At 72.8% G+C, this 20,007-nt stretch carries 21 protein-coding genes and 1 riboswitch; of the genes, 11 read left to right on the forward strand and 10 right to left on the reverse strand.

Features of this window, described 5'->3' with window-relative positions:
- Positions 1-33: 33 nt before the first annotated feature.
- A riboswitch (cobalamin riboswitch) is annotated at positions 34-177 on the reverse strand.
- A gap of 110 nt (positions 178-287) precedes the next feature.
- Both IE262_RS35375 and IE262_RS35380 read right to left on the reverse strand, forming a co-directional pair.
- Entirely contained in the window at positions 288-509 is a 222-nt protein-coding gene (locus IE262_RS35375; protein WP_189879559.1) for a hypothetical protein, read from the reverse strand.
- A gap of 35 nt (positions 510-544) precedes the next feature.
- Positions 545-1,786, reverse strand: a complete 1,242-nt coding sequence (locus IE262_RS35380) for an inorganic phosphate transporter (protein ID WP_189879561.1) — start codon at positions 1,784-1,786, stop codon at positions 545-547.
- Positions 1,787-2,077: 291 nt separating this feature from the next.
- Here IE262_RS35380 and IE262_RS35385 point away from each other — a divergent pair, with 291 nt between their 5' ends.
- The 6 genes from IE262_RS35385 to IE262_RS35410 all read left to right on the forward strand — a co-directional run bounded on the left by IE262_RS35385 (position 2,078) and on the right by IE262_RS35410 (position 9,264).
- Positions 2,078-2,797, forward strand: a complete 720-nt coding sequence (locus IE262_RS35385; protein WP_134040701.1) for a class II aldolase/adducin family protein — start codon at positions 2,078-2,080, stop codon at positions 2,795-2,797.
- Positions 2,798-2,917: 120 nt separating this feature from the next.
- Complete coding sequence (locus IE262_RS35390; protein WP_134040700.1) at positions 2,918-4,045, forward strand: alpha/beta hydrolase; 1,128 nt, start codon at positions 2,918-2,920, stop codon at positions 4,043-4,045.
- A gap of 343 nt (positions 4,046-4,388) precedes the next feature.
- The gene (locus tag IE262_RS35395) at positions 4,389-5,801 is read left to right on the forward strand and encodes a hypothetical protein (protein WP_189879563.1); all 1,413 of its coding nucleotides are present in this window, start codon (positions 4,389-4,391) and stop codon (positions 5,799-5,801) included.
- Between the two features lie 236 nt (positions 5,802-6,037).
- Complete coding sequence (locus tag IE262_RS35400) at positions 6,038-7,636, forward strand: ABC-F family ATP-binding cassette domain-containing protein (protein ID WP_189879564.1); 1,599 nt, start codon at positions 6,038-6,040, stop codon at positions 7,634-7,636.
- Between the two features lie 461 nt (positions 7,637-8,097).
- On the forward strand, positions 8,098-8,319 hold the full coding sequence (locus IE262_RS35405) for a helix-turn-helix domain-containing protein (RefSeq protein ID WP_189879566.1): 222 nt from the start codon (positions 8,098-8,100) through the stop codon (positions 8,317-8,319).
- A gap of 141 nt (positions 8,320-8,460) precedes the next feature.
- Positions 8,461-9,264, forward strand: coding sequence for an enoyl-CoA hydratase/isomerase family protein (locus IE262_RS35410; RefSeq protein WP_134040697.1), 804 nt, complete (start codon positions 8,461-8,463; stop codon positions 9,262-9,264).
- A gap of 107 nt (positions 9,265-9,371) precedes the next feature.
- On the opposite strand, the gene IE262_RS35415 is transcribed toward IE262_RS35410, so the two are convergent.
- Entirely contained in the window at positions 9,372-10,115 is a 744-nt protein-coding gene (locus IE262_RS35415; RefSeq protein ID WP_189879568.1) for a nucleopolyhedrovirus P10 family protein, read from the reverse strand.
- A gap of 87 nt (positions 10,116-10,202) precedes the next feature.
- Here IE262_RS35415 and IE262_RS35420 point away from each other — a divergent pair, with 87 nt between their 5' ends.
- From IE262_RS35420 to amaP, 5 genes are all read left to right on the forward strand, one after another.
- Positions 10,203-10,688, forward strand: coding sequence for an Asp23/Gls24 family envelope stress response protein (locus IE262_RS35420; RefSeq protein ID WP_134040695.1), 486 nt, complete (start codon positions 10,203-10,205; stop codon positions 10,686-10,688).
- 89 nt (positions 10,689-10,777) lie between these two features.
- Positions 10,778-10,963, forward strand: a complete 186-nt coding sequence (locus IE262_RS35425; protein ID WP_134040694.1) for a hypothetical protein — start codon at positions 10,778-10,780, stop codon at positions 10,961-10,963.
- Between the two features lie 5 nt (positions 10,964-10,968).
- Positions 10,969-11,364 carry an Asp23/Gls24 family envelope stress response protein gene (locus IE262_RS35430; RefSeq protein ID WP_189879570.1) on the forward strand — a complete coding sequence of 132 codons (396 nt, stop codon included), beginning with the start codon at positions 10,969-10,971 and terminating at the stop codon, positions 11,362-11,364.
- Positions 11,361-12,044, forward strand: a complete 684-nt coding sequence (locus IE262_RS35435; RefSeq protein WP_189879571.1) for a DUF6286 domain-containing protein — start codon at positions 11,361-11,363, stop codon at positions 12,042-12,044. Before IE262_RS35430 ends, IE262_RS35435 begins: the two co-directional genes overlap by 4 nt.
- Before the next feature lie 6 nt (positions 12,045-12,050).
- Positions 12,051-12,629: an alkaline shock response membrane anchor protein AmaP gene (gene amaP, locus IE262_RS35440; protein ID WP_134040691.1), complete on the forward strand. Its 579-nt coding sequence runs from the start codon at positions 12,051-12,053 to the stop codon at positions 12,627-12,629.
- A gap of 43 nt (positions 12,630-12,672) precedes the next feature.
- On the opposite strand, the gene IE262_RS35445 is transcribed toward amaP, so the two are convergent.
- From IE262_RS35445 to IE262_RS35475, 7 genes are all read right to left on the reverse strand, one after another.
- Positions 12,673-13,428: an SDR family oxidoreductase gene (locus IE262_RS35445; RefSeq protein WP_134040690.1), complete on the reverse strand. Its 756-nt coding sequence runs from the start codon at positions 13,426-13,428 to the stop codon at positions 12,673-12,675.
- 85 nt (positions 13,429-13,513) lie between these two features.
- Positions 13,514-14,311 carry an SURF1 family cytochrome oxidase biogenesis protein gene (locus IE262_RS35450; RefSeq protein ID WP_189879613.1) on the reverse strand — a complete coding sequence of 266 codons (798 nt, stop codon included), beginning with the start codon at positions 14,309-14,311 and terminating at the stop codon, positions 13,514-13,516.
- A gap of 49 nt (positions 14,312-14,360) precedes the next feature.
- Positions 14,361-14,594 (reverse strand): metallothionein, encoded by a 234-nt coding sequence (locus IE262_RS35455; protein ID WP_119102784.1) that lies wholly within the window; start codon positions 14,592-14,594, stop codon positions 14,361-14,363.
- Between the two features lie 80 nt (positions 14,595-14,674).
- Positions 14,675-15,694 carry a DEDDh family exonuclease gene (locus IE262_RS35460; protein WP_189879572.1) on the reverse strand — a complete coding sequence of 340 codons (1,020 nt, stop codon included), beginning with the start codon at positions 15,692-15,694 and terminating at the stop codon, positions 14,675-14,677.
- A gap of 141 nt (positions 15,695-15,835) precedes the next feature.
- On the reverse strand, positions 15,836-16,822 hold the full coding sequence (locus IE262_RS35465) for a CopD family protein (RefSeq protein ID WP_189879573.1): 987 nt from the start codon (positions 16,820-16,822) through the stop codon (positions 15,836-15,838).
- Between the two features lie 100 nt (positions 16,823-16,922).
- Complete coding sequence (locus IE262_RS35470) at positions 16,923-18,353, reverse strand: CoA transferase (RefSeq protein ID WP_189879574.1); 1,431 nt, start codon at positions 18,351-18,353, stop codon at positions 16,923-16,925.
- A gap of 121 nt (positions 18,354-18,474) precedes the next feature.
- Entirely contained in the window at positions 18,475-19,995 is a 1,521-nt protein-coding gene (locus IE262_RS35475; protein WP_134040686.1) for a S8 family peptidase, read from the reverse strand.
- Positions 19,996-20,007: the final 12 nt, after the last annotated feature.

The raw sequence follows: 20,007 nt of genomic DNA on the forward strand, positions 1-20,007 counted from the left end.
GCGATATGTCCTCACTCAGGGTGTCCACGCCCTGGTTCGACGAGACCGACGGCGAGAGTTCCTGGCTCCCGGGGACTCACTACCCCGGTCACAGTGGCGGGACCGCGCCGGACTTCCACCGGCTTCCTCTGCTGCCGTCGTACATGGCTCCGGCAGTCCACCACGCCCCTGGAAGAGCCGTCAACTTGCCGTTGACCTGCGAAGGGTGAGTGTGCTGAGGCCCACATACGAGTGGGGTGCGGGACGGATCACCGTCCCGCACCCCACTCGTTCGCGTGGCGCCGGTGTCAGGCCACGATCAGATAGATCCCGTACGCCACCGCCGCCGCGCAGGCGGCGAAGCACGTGTACGCCGCCGTCGTGGCGAGAGCCGCCGAGTTGCCGGAGGCCGTGGCCGTCTCGCGCCTGGAGAGGCCGACGATGCCGAGGGTGAAGAGGCCGACGAGGGCCACGGTGGCCACGAGACTGACTCCGAAGACAGAGCCGAGGGCTGCCCAGTCGATGTGCATGGTGGTGTCCTTCTTGCTCGGAGTGCTCAGCGGGCTCAGAGAGCGGTCGCCGGCGGCTTCGCCGGGGTCTCGGCGGGAGCGTGGGCGGGGACGGTGGCCGTGAGGTCGTCGGTGAGCGTGCCGGCCGGGGGCGGGGTGACCGCCGCGACGGCCGTGGTCACGATGCCGGAGGGCTCGTCGGTGTCGTTGACGTTGGTGTGGTCGACCACCTCGCGGCGCGAGACCAGCCAGATCGCTGCGCTGGAGGTGACGAGGAAGACGGCGACCAGCGCCGTGCCCCAGGAGCCGAAGGACGTCACCCACTCGGCGCCGGCGCCGACCAGGGCCGCGGCCGGGAGGGTCAGGCCCCAGGCCACGAACATGCGGGTGGCCGTGGACCAGCGGACCACCCCGCCCCTGCGGCCGAGTCCCGCGCCCATCACGGCCCCGGAGACGGAGTGCGTGGTGGAGAGGGAGAAGCCGAGGTGGGAGGAGGCCAGGATGACCGTGGCCGCGCTGGTCTGGGCGGCGAACCCCTGCTGCGGCTGGAGGTCGGTGAGGCCCTTGCCCATCGTGCGGATGATGCGCCAGCCGCCCAGGTAGGTGCCGAGCGCGATGGCGATACCGGCGGAGAGGATGACCCAGACCGGCGGGTCGGAGTCCGGGGCGAGCGCACCGCCCGCGACCAGGGCCAGGGTGATGATGCCCATCGTCTTCTGGGCGTCGTTCGTGCCGTGGGCCAGCGAGACCAGGCCGGCCGAGGTGATCTGGCCGGCGCGGTAGCCCTTGGACGTGGCCTTCTCGTGGGCGCTCCGGCCGAGCGTGTAGGTCAGCCGCGCGGCGATCATCGCGGCGATGCCCGCGACCAGCGGCGCCGCGACGGCGGGGATCAGCACCTTGGTGACGAGCACGTCACCGTGCACCGCGCCCAGGCCGGCCGAAGCGATGGTCGCGCCGATCAGACCGCCCATGAGGGCGTGCGACGAACTGGAGGGGAGTCCGACGAGCCAGGTCAGCAGGTTCCAGAGGATGGCGCCGACCAGCGCCGCGAAGATCACCTCTGGTCGTATGCCGGCCTCGTCGACGAGCCCTTTGGAGATCGTGTTCGCGACCTCGATGGAGAGGAAGGCGCCGACAAGGTTGAGCACGGCGGACATGGCCACCGCGACCTTGGGCTTCATCGCGCCGGTCGAGATGGTGGTGGCCATCGCGTTGGCGGTGTCGTGGAAACCGTTCGTAAAATCGAACGCGAGCGCGGTGATGACCACGATCGCGAGGATCAGCGAGAAGTTTTCCATTTACCCGGGCTTCTTTTGGACGTCAGTGGCGTGTGGACCGTAGGCAACCTGGATGAACGGAAGATGAACACGGACAGGCCGAGGGGTGTACTGATCGGCGTGCCGGTATTCCGCTTGTGTCGAGAGGGGCTGCCTTGGTGGCCGGTGGCGGTGCGCCGAGGGCATTGTGCCTCGAACAGATGCGGACTGTTTCGCTCCGCATACGTTCTGTACACCTTCCGGTGACGCTCGCGTCCGGGCCGCCACCCCGTGGTGGGTCACGGGAAGCCCGCCGCCTGTCAGGATCAGGGCATGGCAGAGCAGGGGCGGGACGCGGGAGACGGTCAGGGCGCGCGGGACGTACGCGCCGTACGCGGCCGGGGTGTGCCGGACGACGTGGCACGGGCGTGGGACGAACTCGTCGCGACGGCCCGCCGGAGCGTGGCCGACGGACTGGTCGTCGGCACCTCGGGCAACGTCTCCGTGCGCGTCGGCGACACGGTCCTGGTCACGCCCACCGGAGTGCCGTACGACCGTCTGACCCCGGACACCGTGGTGGGCGTCGACCTCGACGGCCGCCAGGTCCTCGGCTCCCTCCGCCCGACGAGCGAACTCCCCATGCACCTCGCGGTCTACGGCGCCACCGGCGCCCGCGCCGTCGTCCATACCCACGCCGTCCACGCGACGGCCGTCTCCACCCTCGTTCCGGAACTGCCGCTGATCCACTACATGTCCGCCGCGCTCGGGGGAGCGGTCCGCGTCGCCCCGTACGCGACCTACGGCACACAGGAGTTGGCGGAGAACATGCTGCGGGCCCTGGCGGACCGCACCGCATGCCTCCTCCAGAACCACGGCACGCTCACCTACGGAGCCACCCTCTCCGAGGCGTACGACCGCACGGCGCAGCTTGAGTGGATGTGCCGCGTCTGGCTCACCGCGTCCACGGTGCCGGGGCTGACCCCGACGCTCCTGAGCCGCGAGCAGGTGGCGGAAGTGGAGGAGCGATTGCGGGGGTACGGGCAGCCGGGATGAGGCGGGCCGCGGCAAGGGGACTTCCGGCGGTGCCGGAGGGGCGGCCGGGCCCGCCGGGTGCCGTCACTCCGAACCGTCCTCCCACTGGCCGGGGGCCGGGTCCGACAGGACACTGGAGGGGTGCGCACAGCCAAAGCCGCTGCCGCGGCCGCCACCGCCGCACTCGCGGCCGGTGCGGCGAGCATCGCCGTCGGCCGGTTCGCCAGTGACGCCGCGCTGAAGGTGCCGGCGGGGGGACCGCTGCCCACCGAGCCCCGGCTGACCGTCCACGCGACGGCCGCCGGGCAGGTCACGCTCACCCGGGACCTCGCCTCGCAGCGGCCCGGCACGTACGGCCTCGCGGGCAACGGCACGCACGCGGTGGTCGGCCCGGTCCTGGAGGGTGCCGCCCACGGCGCCGACACCGTCGTACGCCGTCTGGAGCGCGTCAGCCACGGCACCCTCGAACCCGGCGACAAGGTGTGGCTCACCCCGAACGTCCACGTCGGCGATCCAGGTGCCGCCCTCGGCCTCGACCACACCGACGTCGAGCTGCCCGGCGAACTGGGCCCCCTGCCCGCCTGGTTCGTGCCCGCGGCCCGTGACACCTGGGTCATCGCCGTGCACGGGCTGGGCGCCACCCGCGAACAGCCCCTGAACATCGTGGAGTTCCTGCACAGCCGCGGGCTCCCCGTCCTGCTTCCCGCCCACCGCGGTGACGCCGGGGCGCCCCGGTCCCCCGACGGGCTGAACCACCTCGGCGAGACCGAGTGGCGCGACCTGGACGCGGCCATCCACCATGCCGTGCGTCAGGGTGCCCAGCAGGTCGTCCTGCACGGCTGGTCCACCGGCGCCACCATGGCCCTGCGCGCCGCCGCCCACTCCGCCCTGCGCGAGCGCGTCACCGGTCTCGTGCTGGACTCGCCCGTCCTCAGCTGGGAGACCACGCTGCGGGCCCTCGCGGCGGCCCGCCGCACCCCAGGCGCCCTGCTGCCGCTGGCCGTCCGGGCCGCCCAAGGTCGCACCGGCATGCGCGGCGACCGCGGCCGGGCCGCCGAGCTGCCCGAACAGTTCAAGGCGCCGGTCCTGATCTTCCACGGCCCGGGCGACACGATCGCCCCCTGGGCCCTCTCCCGCGGCCTTGCCGACCGCCACCCGAACCAGGTCGCCCTGCGCGCCGTTCCGAACGCCCCCCACGGAGCCATGTGGAACGCCGACCCGGCAGGCTACGAGGAAGCCCTCCGCCGCTTCCTGACGCCCCTGATGTAGGGCACGGGCGGCGGCGAGAGCGGGCGTGCGCCGGCGTCGCGGGAGGAGCGTGAGCGACGGCGGCGGGGGGCCAAGAGCGCCCCGGAGCCCGATCACCGCGCCGGTCCCTCCGGCGCCCTCTGTGCGATACGGGCCGGGCCCCCGCACACGAACTGCTCCGACCTGCTGGCCGGAGCCCGGCACCCACCCCCTCCCGCAGCGGCGGACGCCATTCCGTTTCTGGCGCGACCAAGGCGGCCCTCACACGCGTCGAGCCCGTACCGAGCCCCTGCGTTGGCCATCCCTGTCGCCCCCTGTGACATTCCGTTTGGGTTTTCGGACCGTCAACCGGAAGACTGCACCCGTGACGTCCCGTAACCCGCGCGACTCCAGGCTCCGACTCGTCCGCCCGCGAAACCTGGCCGCCGCTCCCCGAGCAGCAGTGACCCAGCGCCGCCGACCGGCCCCCCGCCCCCCGGAGGGCACCCCTCCGCCCGCGGAACTCGCCCGTATGGCCCGTACCGGCCTGGCAGACGCGGCCCGCGTCGCCCGCTGGGCCGACGCCGCCCTCCACCCCGGCCGTGGGGGCACGAGCTCCGACGACAAGGGCACCCTCTCCGCCGCCACCGCGGAGCGGGCCGCCGCCGAGCTGGGGCTGACCCCGGATCAGGTCCGCCACGACTGGGACACGGCACGCCTCGCCGGGCTCGTCGAGGTGCACGGGGACACCGCCCGCCCCGGCTGGCGGCTGCGTGCCTGGAACCGCGACGACAGCGCCGTCCTGCGTGGCTGGGTCGCCCTCTTCGACGCCTGGTCGCTCGCCCACCCGGAACCCGCGGACCGCGCGCCCGCCACCGTCGCCGAGGTCGTCTCCGCGATGCCCCAGGTCCTCTCCTTCCTCCAGCTCTCCGCCGGCCCCGTACCCGTCGAGCAGCTTCTCGACCTCCTCCAGCAGCGGGTCACCGAGCTGCGCACCGAGCGCTGCGAGATCCCGTTCGGACCCCAGCCGGAGCGCGTCGCGGACACCGACGAGCCGGAGGCGGGCCCCGACGACACCCCCCTCGCACCGCTCCTCGACTGGGCCCTGCACGCTCTCGCCTCCGTCGGTGCCCTCACCTACGGCGACGGGCAGGCCACGCTCACCCCGCTCGGCAGCTGGGCGGTGTGGGTGAAACTGGAACAGATCTGCGTCGCCGCGCAGAGCCCCGCCGGAAACATCGAGGTGTCCGCCGAGGACATGCTCCGCGGCTGCGCCCAGCTCCGCCCGAACGCCGCCCGCGCCGAGTACCGCGCCTGGCTCGCCGCCCGCCCCGTCGGCAGCGCCGTCACCGAACTCATCGACGCCGCCCGCGGCGAGGACGCCCTGCTGCGCGGCCTCGCCTTCGAGGCGCTCCGTGTCGTCGGAGCCCCCGCCGAGCCCGATGTGCACGCCGTGGTCGACGAGACCCCGCTGCGGCCCTACGCCCTGCTGTGGCTCGCCGAGCACGACGGCGCCGACCCGGAGGAGGCCCACGAGGTGCTCACCCGTGACGAGGCCACCTGGCTCTGGGTGGACACGGCCGCCGCCATCGCCGACCACGGTGAAGCCCCGCTCCTCGTACGGCACTTGGAGTCCGCGGTCCAGGCCACCGTGCCCGCTCTCCTCCAGGAGGTCCGGGCCGTCGGGCACCCCCGCACCGTGCAGGTCCTGGTCGCCCTCGCCGCCGCGCACCCCGACCCCGCCCTGGCCAAGGCCGTACGCCGCGCCGCCTTCCAGGTCCACACCGGCGGGAGCTGACCTCCCCACGCCGGGGCATCAGGATCGTCACCGCGTCACCGCGTCACCGCGTCGTCCGTATCGGTGACGCGGTGACGTCGGTGACCGAGACCACGTAAGCCTGTTCGGTGGGGGCGGAAAACCGCTTGCCGCCCCCGTTAGAATTGGCCGCATGGCCATTCTCCTCGCGCATTAGACGGCGTGACCGCCCTCAGCCGCCCACCCCGCCGTCAACGACCCTGCCCTGGAGTCTGTCCGTGATCTCCGCCTCCGGTATCGAGCTGCGCGCCGGTGCCCGCGTCCTCATCGAGTCCGCTTCCTTCCGTATCGCCAAGGGCGACCGCATCGGCCTGGTCGGCCGCAACGGCGCCGGCAAGACGACCCTCACCAAGGTCCTCGCGGGCGAGGGCATCCCCGCCGGGGGCACCGTCACCCGCTCCGGCGAGGTCGGCTATCTGCCGCAGGACCCGCGCACCGGCGACCTGGACGTGCTCGCCCGTGACCGCGTCCTGTCCGCGCGCGGCCTGGACGTACTGATCCGCAAGATGCGTGAGAACGAACAGCGCATCGCCACCGGTAAGGGCTCCACCCGCGAGAAGGCCCTCAAGCAGTACGAGCGCCAGGAGACCGAGTTCCTCACCAAGGGCGGATACGCCGCCGAGGCCGAGGCCGCCACCATCGCCGCCGCGCTGAACCTGCCCGACCGGGTGCTCGGCCAGCCGCTCCACACGCTCTCCGGCGGTCAGCGGCGCCGTATCGAGCTGGCCCGCATCCTGTTCTCCGACGCGGACACCCTCCTGCTGGACGAGCCGACGAACCACCTCGACGCCGACTCGATCATCTGGCTGCGCGACTACCTGAAGACCTACCGCGGCGGCTTCATCGTCATCTCCCACGACGTGGACCTGGTCGACACGGTCGTCAACAAGGTGTTCTACCTGGACGCCAACCGCGCCCAGATCGACATCTACAACATGGGCTGGAAGCTGTACCAGCAGCAGCGCGAGGCCGACGAGAAGCGCCGCAAGCGCGAGCGGGCCAACGCCGAGAAGAAGGCCGCCGCCCTGAACGCGCAGGCCGACAAGATGCGCGCCAAAGCCACCAAGACGGTCGCCGCGCAGAACATGGCCCGCCGCGCGGACAAGCTGCTGGCCGGTCTGGAGGCGGTGCGCCAGTCCGACAAGGTGGCCAAGCTGCGCTTCCCCGAGCCCGCGCCCTGCGGCAGGACCCCGCTCACCGCAGAGGGCCTGTCCAAGTCCTACGGCTCGCTGGAGATCTTCACCGACGTCGACCTGGCCATCGACAAGGGCTCACGCGTGGTCATCCTCGGCCTCAACGGCGCGGGCAAGACGACGCTGCTCCGCCTCCTGGCCGGCGTCGAGAAGCCCGACACCGGGCAGGTCATCGAGGGCCACGGACTGAAGCTCGGCTACTACGCACAGGAGCACGAGACCCTCGACGCCGACCGCACGGTGCTGGAGAACATGCGCTCGGCCGCGCCCGACATGGACCTCGTCGAGGTCCGCAAGGTGCTCGGCTCGTTCCTGTTCTCCGGTGACGACGTCGACAAGCCGGCCGGTGTGCTCTCCGGCGGTGAGAAGACCCGCCTCGCGCTCGCGACGCTGGTCGTCTCCTCCGCGAACGTCCTCCTCCTCGACGAGCCGACCAACAACCTCGACCCGGCCAGCCGCGAGGAGATCCTCGGCGCCCTGCGCACGTACAAGGGCGCGGTCGTCCTGGTCACCCACGACGAGGGCGCGGTCGAGGCGCTGCAGCCGGAGCGGATCATCCTGCTGCCGGACGGCATCGAGGACCTCTGGGGCGCCGACTACGCCGATCTCGTCGCCCTCGCCTGACTCCGGCCGCCCACCCGTCGACCATCCGTCGGCTGCTCGTCGGACATTCCCGCGGACATTCGCCCGGACATTCCCGCAATCATTCGCGTGATCATTCGCGCGGTCATTTCCGCTTGATCGAATGACTGATCCACTGCGTATGGATCATTCGGCCGATCCGTGATCCGTCATCTGTGTGAGATCTCCTCGTACCGGAGTGAGTCCGGAGTGAGTCCTCCATCGGTTTCACGGCCGAGCCCCCGAACCGAGGGCTCGGCCGTTGCGCGCCGCTGACCTGCCGCTTCACGGAACAACCCGTTCGGGTGTACGGACACGCTTGCGCGGAATCCTGCATTCCACTCGTGGGGATGTGCTCCCGTCGTCACAACCTTGTCTCACGGACCTTGCCGAATGGGTGGCCATCACGCCCCGGAGGGGTGATCATGAGGAGACCAGAGCGCACTTCCCATGAGGAGGCACGGGTGGCCGAGACTCTGAAGAAGGGCAGCCGGGTGACCGGCGCCGCGCGCGACAAGCTCGCGGCAGACCTGAAGAAGAAGTACGACTCCGGTGCGAGCATCCGAGCGCTGGCCGAGGAAACCGGCCGCTCGTATGGCTTCGTCCACCGGATGCTCAGCGAGTCGGGCGTCACGCTGCGAGGGCGCGGCGGGGCGACGCGGGGCAAGAAGTCCCCGTCGGTCTGACGCCGGGCGGCCCATCGGCTTCGACGGTGGCCACCCGGTCGGCCCGACCGACCGACCGGGTGGTTACTGTGCAGTCACTTGGAAACGCCGTCGTGCGACAACGTACGGCGTTCCGTTCGACCGCACGCACCGGAGGCGCCCATGGCTTCGCTCGACAAGGACCTCGCTCCCGTACTCGACAAGAACGGCGTGCGTCTCACCGTCGATGAGGCGCTCGCCACGGTGACACTGACCAACCCGGCCAAGCGCAACGCCCAGAGCCCCGCTCTGTGGCGGGCGTTGGCCGAGGTTGGGCGAACACTGCCGGGCTCCGTCCGGGTGGTCGTGCTGCGCGCCGAGGGCAAGTCGTTCTCGGCGGGGCTCGACCGGCAGATGTTCACGCCCGAGGGAATCGAGGGCGAGCCGTCGCTCGTCGATCTCGCGCGCCGTGACGACGCCGGTCTCGATGCGACCATCGCCGCGTACCAGGAGGCGTTCACCTGGTGGCGCCGCAGTGACATCGTGTCCATCGCCGCCGTGCAGGGACACGCCATCGGTGCGGGCTTCCAGCTCGCGCTCGCCTGTGATGTGCGCGTCGTCGCGGACGACGTGCAGTTCGCCATGCGCGAGACCAGCCTCGGACTCGTACCCGACCTGACCGGCACGCACCCCCTGGTGAGCCTCGTCGGGTACGGTCGCGCGCTCGAAATCTGCGTGACCGGGCGCTTCGTACACGCGGAGGAGGCGGTGCAGACCGGCCTCGCCAACCTCGCCGTGCCCGTCGGCCAGCTCGACGACGCCGCAGGCGATCTGGCGTCGGCAGTGCTCGCCGCGCCACGCGACGCCGTGATCGAGACCAAGGCGCTGCTGCGGGGAGCGCAGGAGCGGACGTACGACGACCAGCGCGCCGCCGAACGCGCCGCGCAAACAAGGCGCCTGCGGGACCTGGCGGGGATCGGGGAGTAGACCGGGGAGGCGGAGTCCCCGCGCGGAACCCCGCGGGGACGGGCGAACGGCGGGAACCGTGCCTGGCGCGCCCGGGCACGCACAGCGGCGGCTCGGGGCCGGCACACTCAGTCCACCGACGTCACCACGACCGCCACCGACGGGTGGTCCGGCAGGGCCTCGCCCACCGCCGTGCGTACCGCGCGGGCCACATCCAGGGCCCGTTCCGCCGCCGTGACCGCCACCTCCACGCGCACATGGCGGCGCGGCAGCGCCGGGCCGGTCTCGATATGGACCGCGCGCCCCAGCCCGCCCAGGGCACCCGTCAGGCGGGTCACGCCCGGCACGGACAGCACGGCGGCCGCCACGCGGGACTCCTCGCCGTCGCCCGGCGGCTCGGGCACGGGCTCGCCATCGGCTTCCCCGGCGTGGGCTGCGTCGGTCGCGGCATCCTCGTCGGCGTCCAGCAAGCCCGTCACCCGCAGATCCACCTCCGTCACCGTCAGGCCGAGGCGTTCTCCCGCCGCCGCGGCCAGCGCTGCCCGCAGGCGTGCCGCCGTCGCCGGGAGGGGTTCGGCGGCCGGGGCCGTGGGGTCCGCCGACGCCAGGAAGTCCGCACAGACCCGCAGCGGGCCCGGAGGCAGCGCGCTCGGCGGGGGCGGTACGGCGGGGTCGTACGGCGCGTCCGGGTCCACGGTCGAGATCCGTAGCGCGCCCAGCCGGAGCCCGCGCGTCGCGCCGGCCGCGCGGCGCAGGACCGAGCCGGCCGCTTTCTCCGTGATCCACGCGCCGTCGCGCGGGCCGCCCAGCGGGAGCACCCTGCCGAGCCCGATCTGCTGCCGTACCGTCTTCGCCCATCCGTCCGCCGTCATTGCTCCAGCCTGCCGCATGCCCAGCGCACAACCACGCAACGGCACCTACTGTGGGCAGAGAGGAACAAACCGGAAGGGGCGTACGGCATGAGCGACATGACGGACCGGGACCGGACGGAAAAGCCCGAGACGGAGACGCCGGCCGCGACCGGCGCCCGCAGAACCACCAGGCGCGGTGGCGGCGACCCGGCGACCCGGGGGCGTACCACCATCGCCGACGGGGTCGTCGAGAAGATCGCCGGGCTCGCCGCGCGCGACGTGGTCGGCGTACACACCATGGGCAGCGGGCTGTCACGGACCTTCGGGGCGGTACGGGACCGGGTGCCCGGCGGGACGAAGGCGGTCACCCGGGGTGTGAAGGCCGAGGTCGGCGAGGTGCAGACCGCGCTCGACCTGGAGATCGTCGTCGAGTACGGCATGTCCATCGGCGATGTCGCCCGCGCCGTGCGCGAGAACGTCGTCGCGGCCGTGGAGCGCATGACCGGCCTGGAGGTCGTCGAGGTCAACATCGCGGTCAGCGATGTGAAACTGCCCGAGGAAGAGGAAGAAGAGGTGGAGACTCGGCTTCAGTAGCCCGGGAAACCCCCGTGAGCCCCGGGTAAGAGCCCAGTAGCAGGCCCGGGGACTGTCCCGGGCGCCCGATGAGCTCCTAGGAGCACAGCATGAGTTTGGCCGTGATCGGCATGATCGCCGGAATGGCGCTGGGGTTCGCCGGGTACTTCGGCGGATTCGGTGCCTTCCTGCTGGTGGCAGCGTTGGGTGCCGTTGGTTTCTTTGTCGGCCGGTTCCTGGAGGGTGACCTGGACGTCGGTGACTTCTTCCGTCCGCGTCACGAACGGCGGCGGTGACCCGCGTGGACGACAGCCGCCTCGACGACAACCGTCTCGACGAGGGCCGTCGGCCGGGGGCTGCCCTTGTCGCGCCCGCCGAGCGCGGTGCCACCAGGATCGCCGACCGCGCCGTCGCGAAGATCGCCTCACAGGCGGCGCGCGAAGCGCTGGGAACGGTGCCGCCCGCCGCCATGCCCCCACACGCCGTCGCCGTCGTCCAACAGGACACCGCGCGTGTCCGCGTCGGCCTGGAACTCGATTACCCCGCCGACATCGGCGCTCGCTGCGCCGCCGTGCGTCGCCGGGTGGTCCAGCGGGTAGAGGCGTTGGCGGGGATGGACGTGGCGGAGGTGGCGGTCCTGGTGGAGCAGCTGCACCTCGCGCACGTCCCCGGCGCGGCACAGGGGAGGATTCGATGAGCGAGTCCCAGGGCTCCGAAGGCACGCACGGCACACAGCGGCTGCCCGTCATGGAGAAGGCCGCCGCCGACGACCCGGTCCAGGCCACGTCGGCGGCCGCGTACGACCCGCTGCCGGCCCTCGACGGAGAGAACGGCGACCAGAGGCGCTTCTGGTCCTCACGTCGCATCCCCGCCGGTGTCGTCGCGCTGCTGCTCCTCGCCGGCTCGGGTCTCCTGCTGTACGACGTCGTCGCCGTCCGCGCAGGGCAGCCCGCCATGCGGTGGCGCAAGACCCTCGCCCGGGAGCTCGCCGAACGCCCCCTCGACGACACCTGGGTGCTCGTCGGCGCCCTCGTCGCCGTCGCGCTCGGCGTCTGGCTGCTCGTGCTCGCCGCGACACCCGGGCTGCGCGACGTGCTGCCGATGCGGCGCGTCCACGCCGACGTCCGGGCCGGGCTGCACCGGGGCGCCGCCGGGATGGCGCTGCGCGACCGGGCCATCGAGGTGGCGGGCGTACAGACCGTACAGGTCCACGTGGGCCGCAAGAAGGTCGACGTCCGCGCGGTCGCGCACTTCCGCGACCTCGACGAGGTACGCGCCGACCTGGACGCCACGCTCGCCGACGCCATCCGGGGCCTCGGGCTGTCCCGGCCGCCGGCGCTGGCCGTGCACGTCCGCCGGCCCGGACGGAAGGGGTGAGATCCGGTGCTGAGGATCGTCAACCGGGTGCTGCTGGGACTCGTCGGGCTGGTGCTGGTCGTCGCCGGAGGGTCCGTGCTCGCCGTCGGGCTCGGTGTGAAACCGCCCTCCTGGTGGGTGTACCACGGGCGGCACGACGTCCTGCTCAGCGCCGCCGCCCGGACGCGGTGGCGGGGCGAGAGCTGGTGGTGGCCGACCGTCATCGCCGTACTCGCCGTCGTGCTGCTGCTCGCCCTGTGGTGGCTGTCCGCCGAGCTGCGGCGCCACCGGCTGGGCGAGGTGCTCGTCGACACCGGTGATGGAGAGGGCGCCCTGCTGCGCGGGCGCGCCCTGGAGGGTGCCCTCAGCGGTGAGGCGGGGCAGCTGGACGGAGTGGAGCGGGCACAGGTGCGGCTGACCGGGCGGCGCAGCGCCCCCGAGGCGCGGGTGCGGGTCCTGCTCCAACCGCATGTCGCCCCCGGGGACGCCCTGCGCCGGCTGACGGCGGAGGCCGTCGCGCACGCCCGGGACTCGGCGGGACTGGCCGCGCTCCCCACCGAGGTACGCATGCGAGGGACCAGCCACCGGGCGGACCGGGTGAGCTGATCCCTCAACCCCAGGATGAGATGGGCGAGTTGAAGCCGGGGCCTCAGAAACCGTGCCGTGCCCCGCCGTCCACCGGCAGCATGACGCCCGTCAGGTAGGACGCGGCGGGCGACAGCAGGAACGCCGCCGTGCGCCCGAACTCCTCCGGCGTGCCGTACCGGCGCAGCGGAATACGGGACTCGTGGCCCGCGCGGGTCGCCGCCGGGTCGGCCGAGAGCCCGTCCAGCTCCCGTACGCGGTCGGTGTCGATACGGGCCGGCAGCAGCCCGACCACGCGGATGCCGCGCGGACCCAACTCGTCCGCGAGGGACTTGGCGAAACCCGCGAGACCGGGGCGCAGCCCGTTGGAGATGGTCAGACCCGGAATCGGCTCGTGCACGGAACCGGACAGCACGAAACCGATGACGCCGCCCTCACCGAGCTCCGTCGCCGCGGCCCGCGCCAGCCGGACCGCCCCCAGGAAGACCGACTCGAACGCGGCCGTCCACTGCGCGTCCGTGTTGTCCGCGACGAACCCGGGCGCCGGGCCGCCGACGCTGATCAGGATGCCGTCGAACCCGCCGAAGTGCTCGCGCGCGGCAGCGACGGTCCGGGTCGCGGTCTCAGGGTCGGCGTTGTCCGCGGCGACCCCCACGGCGTTCGGGCCGAGGGCGGCCGCCGCGTGGGTGACGTTCTTCTCGTCCCGCCCGGTGATGACCACCTTCGCGCCGTCGGCGACGAGTTCCCGTGCGCTCGCGTTGCCGAGCCCACGGGTCGCGCCGGTGATGACGTACACACGGTCCTTCAGCCCAAGATCCATGGCCCCTATCCTCCCTCACCCGCCGGCCCGGCCCCCGGGCAGGTGGGGGCCTGCGACGTGCTGCCGCCGAGCAGGAGCGGCGGGGCTATGCCGGAGCCGCGGCCGTTTCCTTGTCCTCCGCGGGCGCGGAGGCCGCCGCCACACGGTCACGGCGCTCGCGGCGGACCAGGATGACCCAGCCCACAGGGACGCCGGCGGCGAACAGCCACCACTGGACGGCGTACGCGTAGTTCAGTGCGGCGTCCTCGCTGCCGGGCCTGCCGAGAGGCTCGGGGGAGCCGCCCTTCGGCTCCGGTGCCGTCTGCACGATGTAGCCGCCGAGCACCTCGGCACCGAGGCGGCGGGCCTCGTGCCCACTGTTGATCAGCATGATCTGCCGGTCCGGCAGCCCCTGGAGGTTCTTGATGCCGCTGGCCTCGGTCGTCTCGTCGGGCATGAGCCGCCCGGTGACGGTGATCTCACCGCGGGGCGGTGCGGGGATCTCGGGGAACTCGGTCTGGCTCGGGCCGTCCGCGGGGATCCAGCCCCGGTTGACGAGCAGGACCTTGCCGTCGTCGAGGACGAAGGGGGTCAGGACGTGGTAGCCCACCGCGTCGTCGGAGTTGGTGCGGCGGCGGACGACGACCTCTTCGCCGGTGTCGAAGCGGCCCTTCGCGGTCACGCTGCGGTACCGCTCGTTGCTGGTGACGGTGTGTCCGGGGGAGGTCATCCTCTCCACGGGCACCGGCCGCGCGCCCAGCGCGTCGGAGACCAGCTGGTTCCTCGCGGTGCGCTCCTCGTAGCGGTGCATCTGCCAGATGCCCAGCCTGATCATCGTGGGGATGAGGAGGAGGGCGACCAGCGTGAGGATCACCCACTGCCGGGACAACAGGAAGCGGTACACCCCACGACCGTACAACTCGGTCATGGGGCGCATGCGGGTGGGGCCCGCTTCAGACCTTGTCGACGATCCCCACTTTCCCCTCCGCCCGGGCGCAGTGGGCACCGCAGAACCAGCGGCCGTCGGCCTCGACGCCCTGGCCGATGATCTGGACGCGACAGTGCTCGCAGATGGGCGCCATGCGGTGGATCGCGCAGGCGAAGCAGTCGAAGACGTGCACCGCGCCCTGCGCGTGCACCTCGAAGGTCATGCCGTAGTCGTTTCCGCAGACTTCGCAACGTGTCATGCGCCACAGGGTGCGGCGCCGACGGGACACGGGCGAGCGGGCGCCGGGCGAGTCGCCCGGCAATCACCCGTACGCCCGGGTCACCGGCCCGTCGCGGGCGCCCCCCGGCCCGCCGCCGGCGCCCCCTGGCCCGCCGCAGGCTCGACGGACTGAAGCAGCTGCCCGAACGCCGCCTCGTCGATCACCGGCGTCCCGTACTGCCGGGCCCTGACCACCTTCGACGTGCCGGAGTCCGGGTCGTTGGTGACGAGGAGGCTGGTCAGCCGCGACAGGCTCGTCGAGACATGCAGTCCGGCCTCGACGGCACGGTCCTCCAGCAGCTCGCGGTCGACCGACGTATCCCCCGAGAAGGCGACACGCATGCCCTGTTTGAGTGGTGTGCCCTCTTCGTAGCGCCCCGGGTTGGGGTACGGGCACGGGGGCCGCTTGCGCGACGGGCGCCAACTCCCGGGCCCGTAGCCCCCGGAGGACTGCTGTCCGATGTGCGCGGAGCCGGACCACTCGGTCAGCGGCCGGCATTCGAGGAGCGGCAGCCGCACGCCCCGGCTCACCGCCGTGTGCAGGCTCGGCCGGAACGCCTCGGCCAGCACACGCGCGTCGTCCAGCGCGTGGTGCGCCCGCTGCTGTACGACGCCGAAGTGCGCGGCCAGCGACTCCAGCTTGTGGTTGGGCAGGGGCAGGCCCAGCTCCTTGGAGAGCGCGATGGTGCACAGCCGCTGTCGCACCGGCGCCTGGCGCTCCGCGCGCGCGTACTCCCGCGCGATCATCGACCAGTCGAAGACCGCGTTGTGCGCGACGAGCACGCGGTCGGCCAGGCGGGCCGAGAACTCCTCGGCGATGTCCTGGAAGAGGGGGGCTCCTTCGAGCATCTCGCTCGTCAGACCGTGGAGCCACACCGGGCCCGGGTCACGCTCCGGGTTGACCAACGTGTACCAGTGGTCCTCGACCTCGCCGCGCGCGTCCAGCCGGTAGACGGCCGCCGCGATGATGCGGTCGTCCCGGGCCAGGCCCGTGGTCTCCACGTCGACGACCGCGTACCCCTGCGGATACGCGGCCGGCCAAGGGGCGTCGGACGGCGCGGTCGTACGGTCTTCGAGCATGGTCACTGAGGATACGGGCCGCGACTGACAGCCCGTACAGCCACCGCCCCGAACGAGCCGCGGCATCACGGCACATGCGCGCGTGGCCCGCCGCTTTCGCGACGCCGTCCGCCAGTTCACCGCCGCGCTCCACCGGCAGCCTCACCATCGGATCGGCACCGGAAGCGCCGTCAGGAGTGCTGACACCGCGACGACCACGCCCAGCGCGACCACCTCCGCACGCGCGGGGGAGCAGGCGCTGAGCGGGTCGCTCGCGCGGGTCAGCCGGACGCGCGACACCAGCGCGAGGACCGCGACGACGGCCACGAGGAGCACCTTGGCCAGCAGAGTGCGCCCGTACGCCGTCATGGTCAGCTGTTCCAGGACCGTGTCCGGCGGCATACGGCGCAGCGTGCTCCACACTCCGGTGGCGGTGAGGGCGGCGAGGAGAACGGCCGCCACGCGCGCGTAGAGCCCCAACAGCGCGGCACCCGCCTCCGCGCCGTCCCACCGCCGCAGCATCCGCAGGACATGGAACAGCCCGCCCGTCCACAGGGCGGCGCAGACCACGTGAACCAGCGTCAGGCCGCTGCCGGCGAGCGGAGTGTGCTCCGTCGTCGGGTGCGCCCGCAGGGCCTCCGCGACGGCGACCGCGGCGAGCGGCCATGCCTGGGCGGTGGGGCGGCGCGAGAGAGCGCACAGGCCGGCCGCGGCGAACGCGTTGACCTCCAGGAGGGCGAGCATGCCGTCCCGGGTCTCGTAGAGGCCCCCCACGTCGATGTCGGCAGGGCTCCGCGGCACCAGGTTGCCGGTCGCCACGACCGAGGCGAGACCCAGCGCGGCGACGAAACCGGCGGCGGCCGCGTACGGCGCCCAACTGCGCGGTGCCTCCGCGGGCGCCCCCGGCACACGCCGCGCCAGCCGCGCCGCGAACAGTTCGCCCGCCGGTATGCACAGCGCCACGAACAGCACCGTGCGCAGCACGGCTATGCCGCCCGCTCCCGGAGCGACCGCCTCGCCCGTGCCCTCCAGGGCGACGCGCGGCCCGAGCAGCGGGATCAGGGCGGCCACGGCCACCAGGACGAGCACGGCGACGGCCCGCCCGGCGCCGGGACGGACGGCGTCGGCTGTCGGTCTGGTCAAGCTCACCCCCAGAGCTTCGCCAGTTGCCACAGAACAGGGCAAGTCATGGAAAACAACTGGCCGTACAGCATTCCGCCCATGAGTACGCTTCCGGCCGCCGCCCGATTCAAGCCCAGCACGCCTCGTCCGCGCCCCACGCCCCGGGCGGGCGCGACCAGTCGGCGGGCCCGCCCTCGAAGGACAGCGGCGACAGCGCGTACCGCAGCGTCCCGAGGAAGCCACGGGTCTCGGCGAGCCAGGCATCGGGACGGTCGTACGGGGCATAGGGGCGGTCGTTCGGGGCGTACGGGCGGCCGTACGAGGCGTCGGCGGGCCCGCCCTCGCCCGGGCCTTCGCCCCTGCTGCCTTTCGTCAGCCAGGCCGCTGTCCGCGCGAGCGCCAGCCGGACGAGCCGTGTGCCGCCCTCCTCCCGTTGCTGGGTGAGCGAGCGCAGCACGGCCGCGGCCAGCAGGTAACCGGTGCCGTGGTCGAGGGCCTGAGCGGGCAGCGCACCCGGCTGCCCGGCCGAGCCCTCGGTCACCGCGATCCCGGTGGCGGCCTGCACCAGGCTGTCGAAGCCCCGCCGCCCCGCCCACGGCCCGTACGCGCCCCACGCCGACAACTGCGCCACCACGACCCCGGGCCGCCGCCCGGCCAGCTCCTGAGGGGCGAGCCCGAACCGGTCCAGGGCGCCGGGCCGGTAGCCGGTCACCACCACGTCCGCCCCGGCGAGCAGTTCCCCGAACCTGCGGCGGTCCGTGCGGTCGGCCAGGTCGAGCGCGGCCGACCGCTTCCCGAAGCCGGTGTCCGCGTGCTGGTCGGGGAGTTCGGGCAGCCCGGGGGAGTCCACACGCAGAACGTCCGCGCCCAGGAGGCCGAGAGTGCGGGTGGCGACGGGGCCCGCGATGACCCGGGTGAGATCCAGGACGCGTACGCCCGCGGCGGGCAGCCCCGGCTCACCGGCGAGCCGCCGCACAGGACCGGCCCCGACGACCTCCCGGTGCAGCAGCGGCCCGGCGGCGACGGCCCGCCCCTGCTCGTGCCCCGCCCACTCCTCCGGTGTGCGCACGGCGACCGCGAGCCCTCCGGCGCCGTACACCGTGTCCTCCACGTCCGTCGCGGACCGCTCCGCCAGAGCCGCGGCCACCGTCTCCACCGACGCGTCCCCGGGCAGCCCCAGCGCGCCCAGCAGACGCGCCCGGTGATGCGGGTAGTTGGCGTGCGTCCGCACCCACCCGTCCGCCGTCCGCCAGAACCGCGACAACGGCGCGAACGTGACCGGCTGCCGCCCGTCGACCAGCAGATGCCGCTCACTCACGAAGGCCGTGGCGACCGCCCCGTCGTCCACCCGTACCCGGGGCACTTCGGCGAGCCCGGCCCGCCGCGCCCCGAGCTCGGCGGCGGCCAGCGCGCAGGCCCCGACACAGGCCCGCGCCACCTCCCTTACGGGCAGCCGCGCCGGAAGCGCCCCGTCGCGTACGACCTCCGACACACGCGGAAGCAGCGCGGGATCGCCGCCCAGCGCCTCCCACACGAACTCCGTGTTCACAGCATCCATGGGTGCACTATGTAGTGTGTGCTCGGCCAACACGTCGACGTGGGGGCAGCGAAAGGGCCGGGCGGCACCAGCACCGCCCGGCCCAACGCCTGCACGTGAAGCAGGCGACGTACGTGAAGCCCTACTTCGCCACGGCGTCCAGTGCGTCGGCCATGCCCCAGCCGTAGAAGCCGTTGCGGTTCTTCGGTCCCTCGCACACCGCGTCGACCTTGCCGTCCCCGTCGATGTCGTACGGGTCCGTGCACGGTGTGGCGTCCGCCCCGGCGTACAGCAGCGCCTTCACCAGGGCCGGAGAGGCGTACGGGTGCGTGGACTTGATGAGCGCGGCGACGCCCGCGACGTGCGGGGACGCCATCGACGTACCGGCCATGTAACCCCAGTTGCCGCCGGGCAGCGTGCCCAGGATGAGGCCGCTGGTGGCGGGCGGGGCCGGGGTCTGGTAGCGGGTCGAGTCGCCACCGGGGGCCGCTATGTCGATCACCCCCAGACCGTGGTTCGAGAAGGACGACTTGATGCCCTTCGCGCCCGTCGAGGCGACCGTGACGACACCCGGCAGCTGGGTCGGGATGTCGAGGCACTCCGAGGGGTCGACCACACGGTCCGACGGAGTCGTGTCGTTCGGGGACGACGGGTCGGTTATCTCGTCGGAGGCGAGGTCGTAGTTCTCGTTGCCCGCCGCCGCGACGTTGACCGCGCCCTTGCGCTCCGCGTACCGGGAGGCCCGGGTGACGGCCTCGACGAGCGCCTTCTGGTCCGGGTCGTCCTTGCAGTTGAAGTACCAGGGGTCCGTGTAATAGCTGTTGTTCGTCACGTCGACGCCGTGCTCCGCCGCCCACACGAACCCGCAGACCACGGCCTCCGTGTAGAAGAAGCCGGCCGGCGTGGACACCTTGATGCCGGACACCTTCACCCCGGGCGCCACACCGGTCATCCCGACGCCGTTCTTCGCGGCCGCGATCTCACCCGCGACATGCGTTCCGTGCGGGCTCTCGTCGGCCCCGGGCCGCCAGGCCCCGTCGGTGGTGTCGGGCTTGCCCGTCACGCAGTTCACCGACGCCTCGCGGTCGAAGTTCGGCGCGATGTCGGGGTGCGTGTCGTCGACGCCCGTGTCGATGACGGCGACCGTGACGTCCGGGCTGCCGAGCGACTTCTCGTGCGCCTTGTCCGCCTTGATGGCGGGCAGGTCCCACTGCAACGGCTCCAGCGGGTCCTGCCCGGCCTCCGCGTCGGCGGCCGCCACCTCCCGGGCGGTCAGCACCTTCGGCGTGTCCAGGTCGGCCGTCGACAGCGCGGGCAGCGGCGCGGTGCGCGTGGCACCGGCCGACTGCACGCCGCGTACCTTGCGGATCGCCGCGGCGAACCCGGCATCCGAGGAGTGCACGACGATGACGCCGATCTGGTCGTACGACGTCACGATCGTGCCGCCCGCCTTGGCGATGGCCTTCTTCACGTGCGAGGAAGTGCCGTGCCCGGGGCTGACGTTGACCACGTAGCTGAGCGGGGTGGCGTCGGCGGCGGCCTCCTGGGGAGCCGCCACCGAGGCCGACGCCGTCGTGTTCGGCAGGACGGCGAGCGCCGTCGCCATGGCCATCCCCAGGGGGATCGCCACCACGCGGCGGGAGCGCTTGTGCGGCGCTGTCATGATGTCTCCAGT

The sequence above is a fragment of the Streptomyces bluensis genome (genome assembly GCF_014650715.1).
Lineage (GTDB): Bacteria > Actinomycetota > Actinomycetes > Streptomycetales > Streptomycetaceae > Streptomyces > Streptomyces bluensis.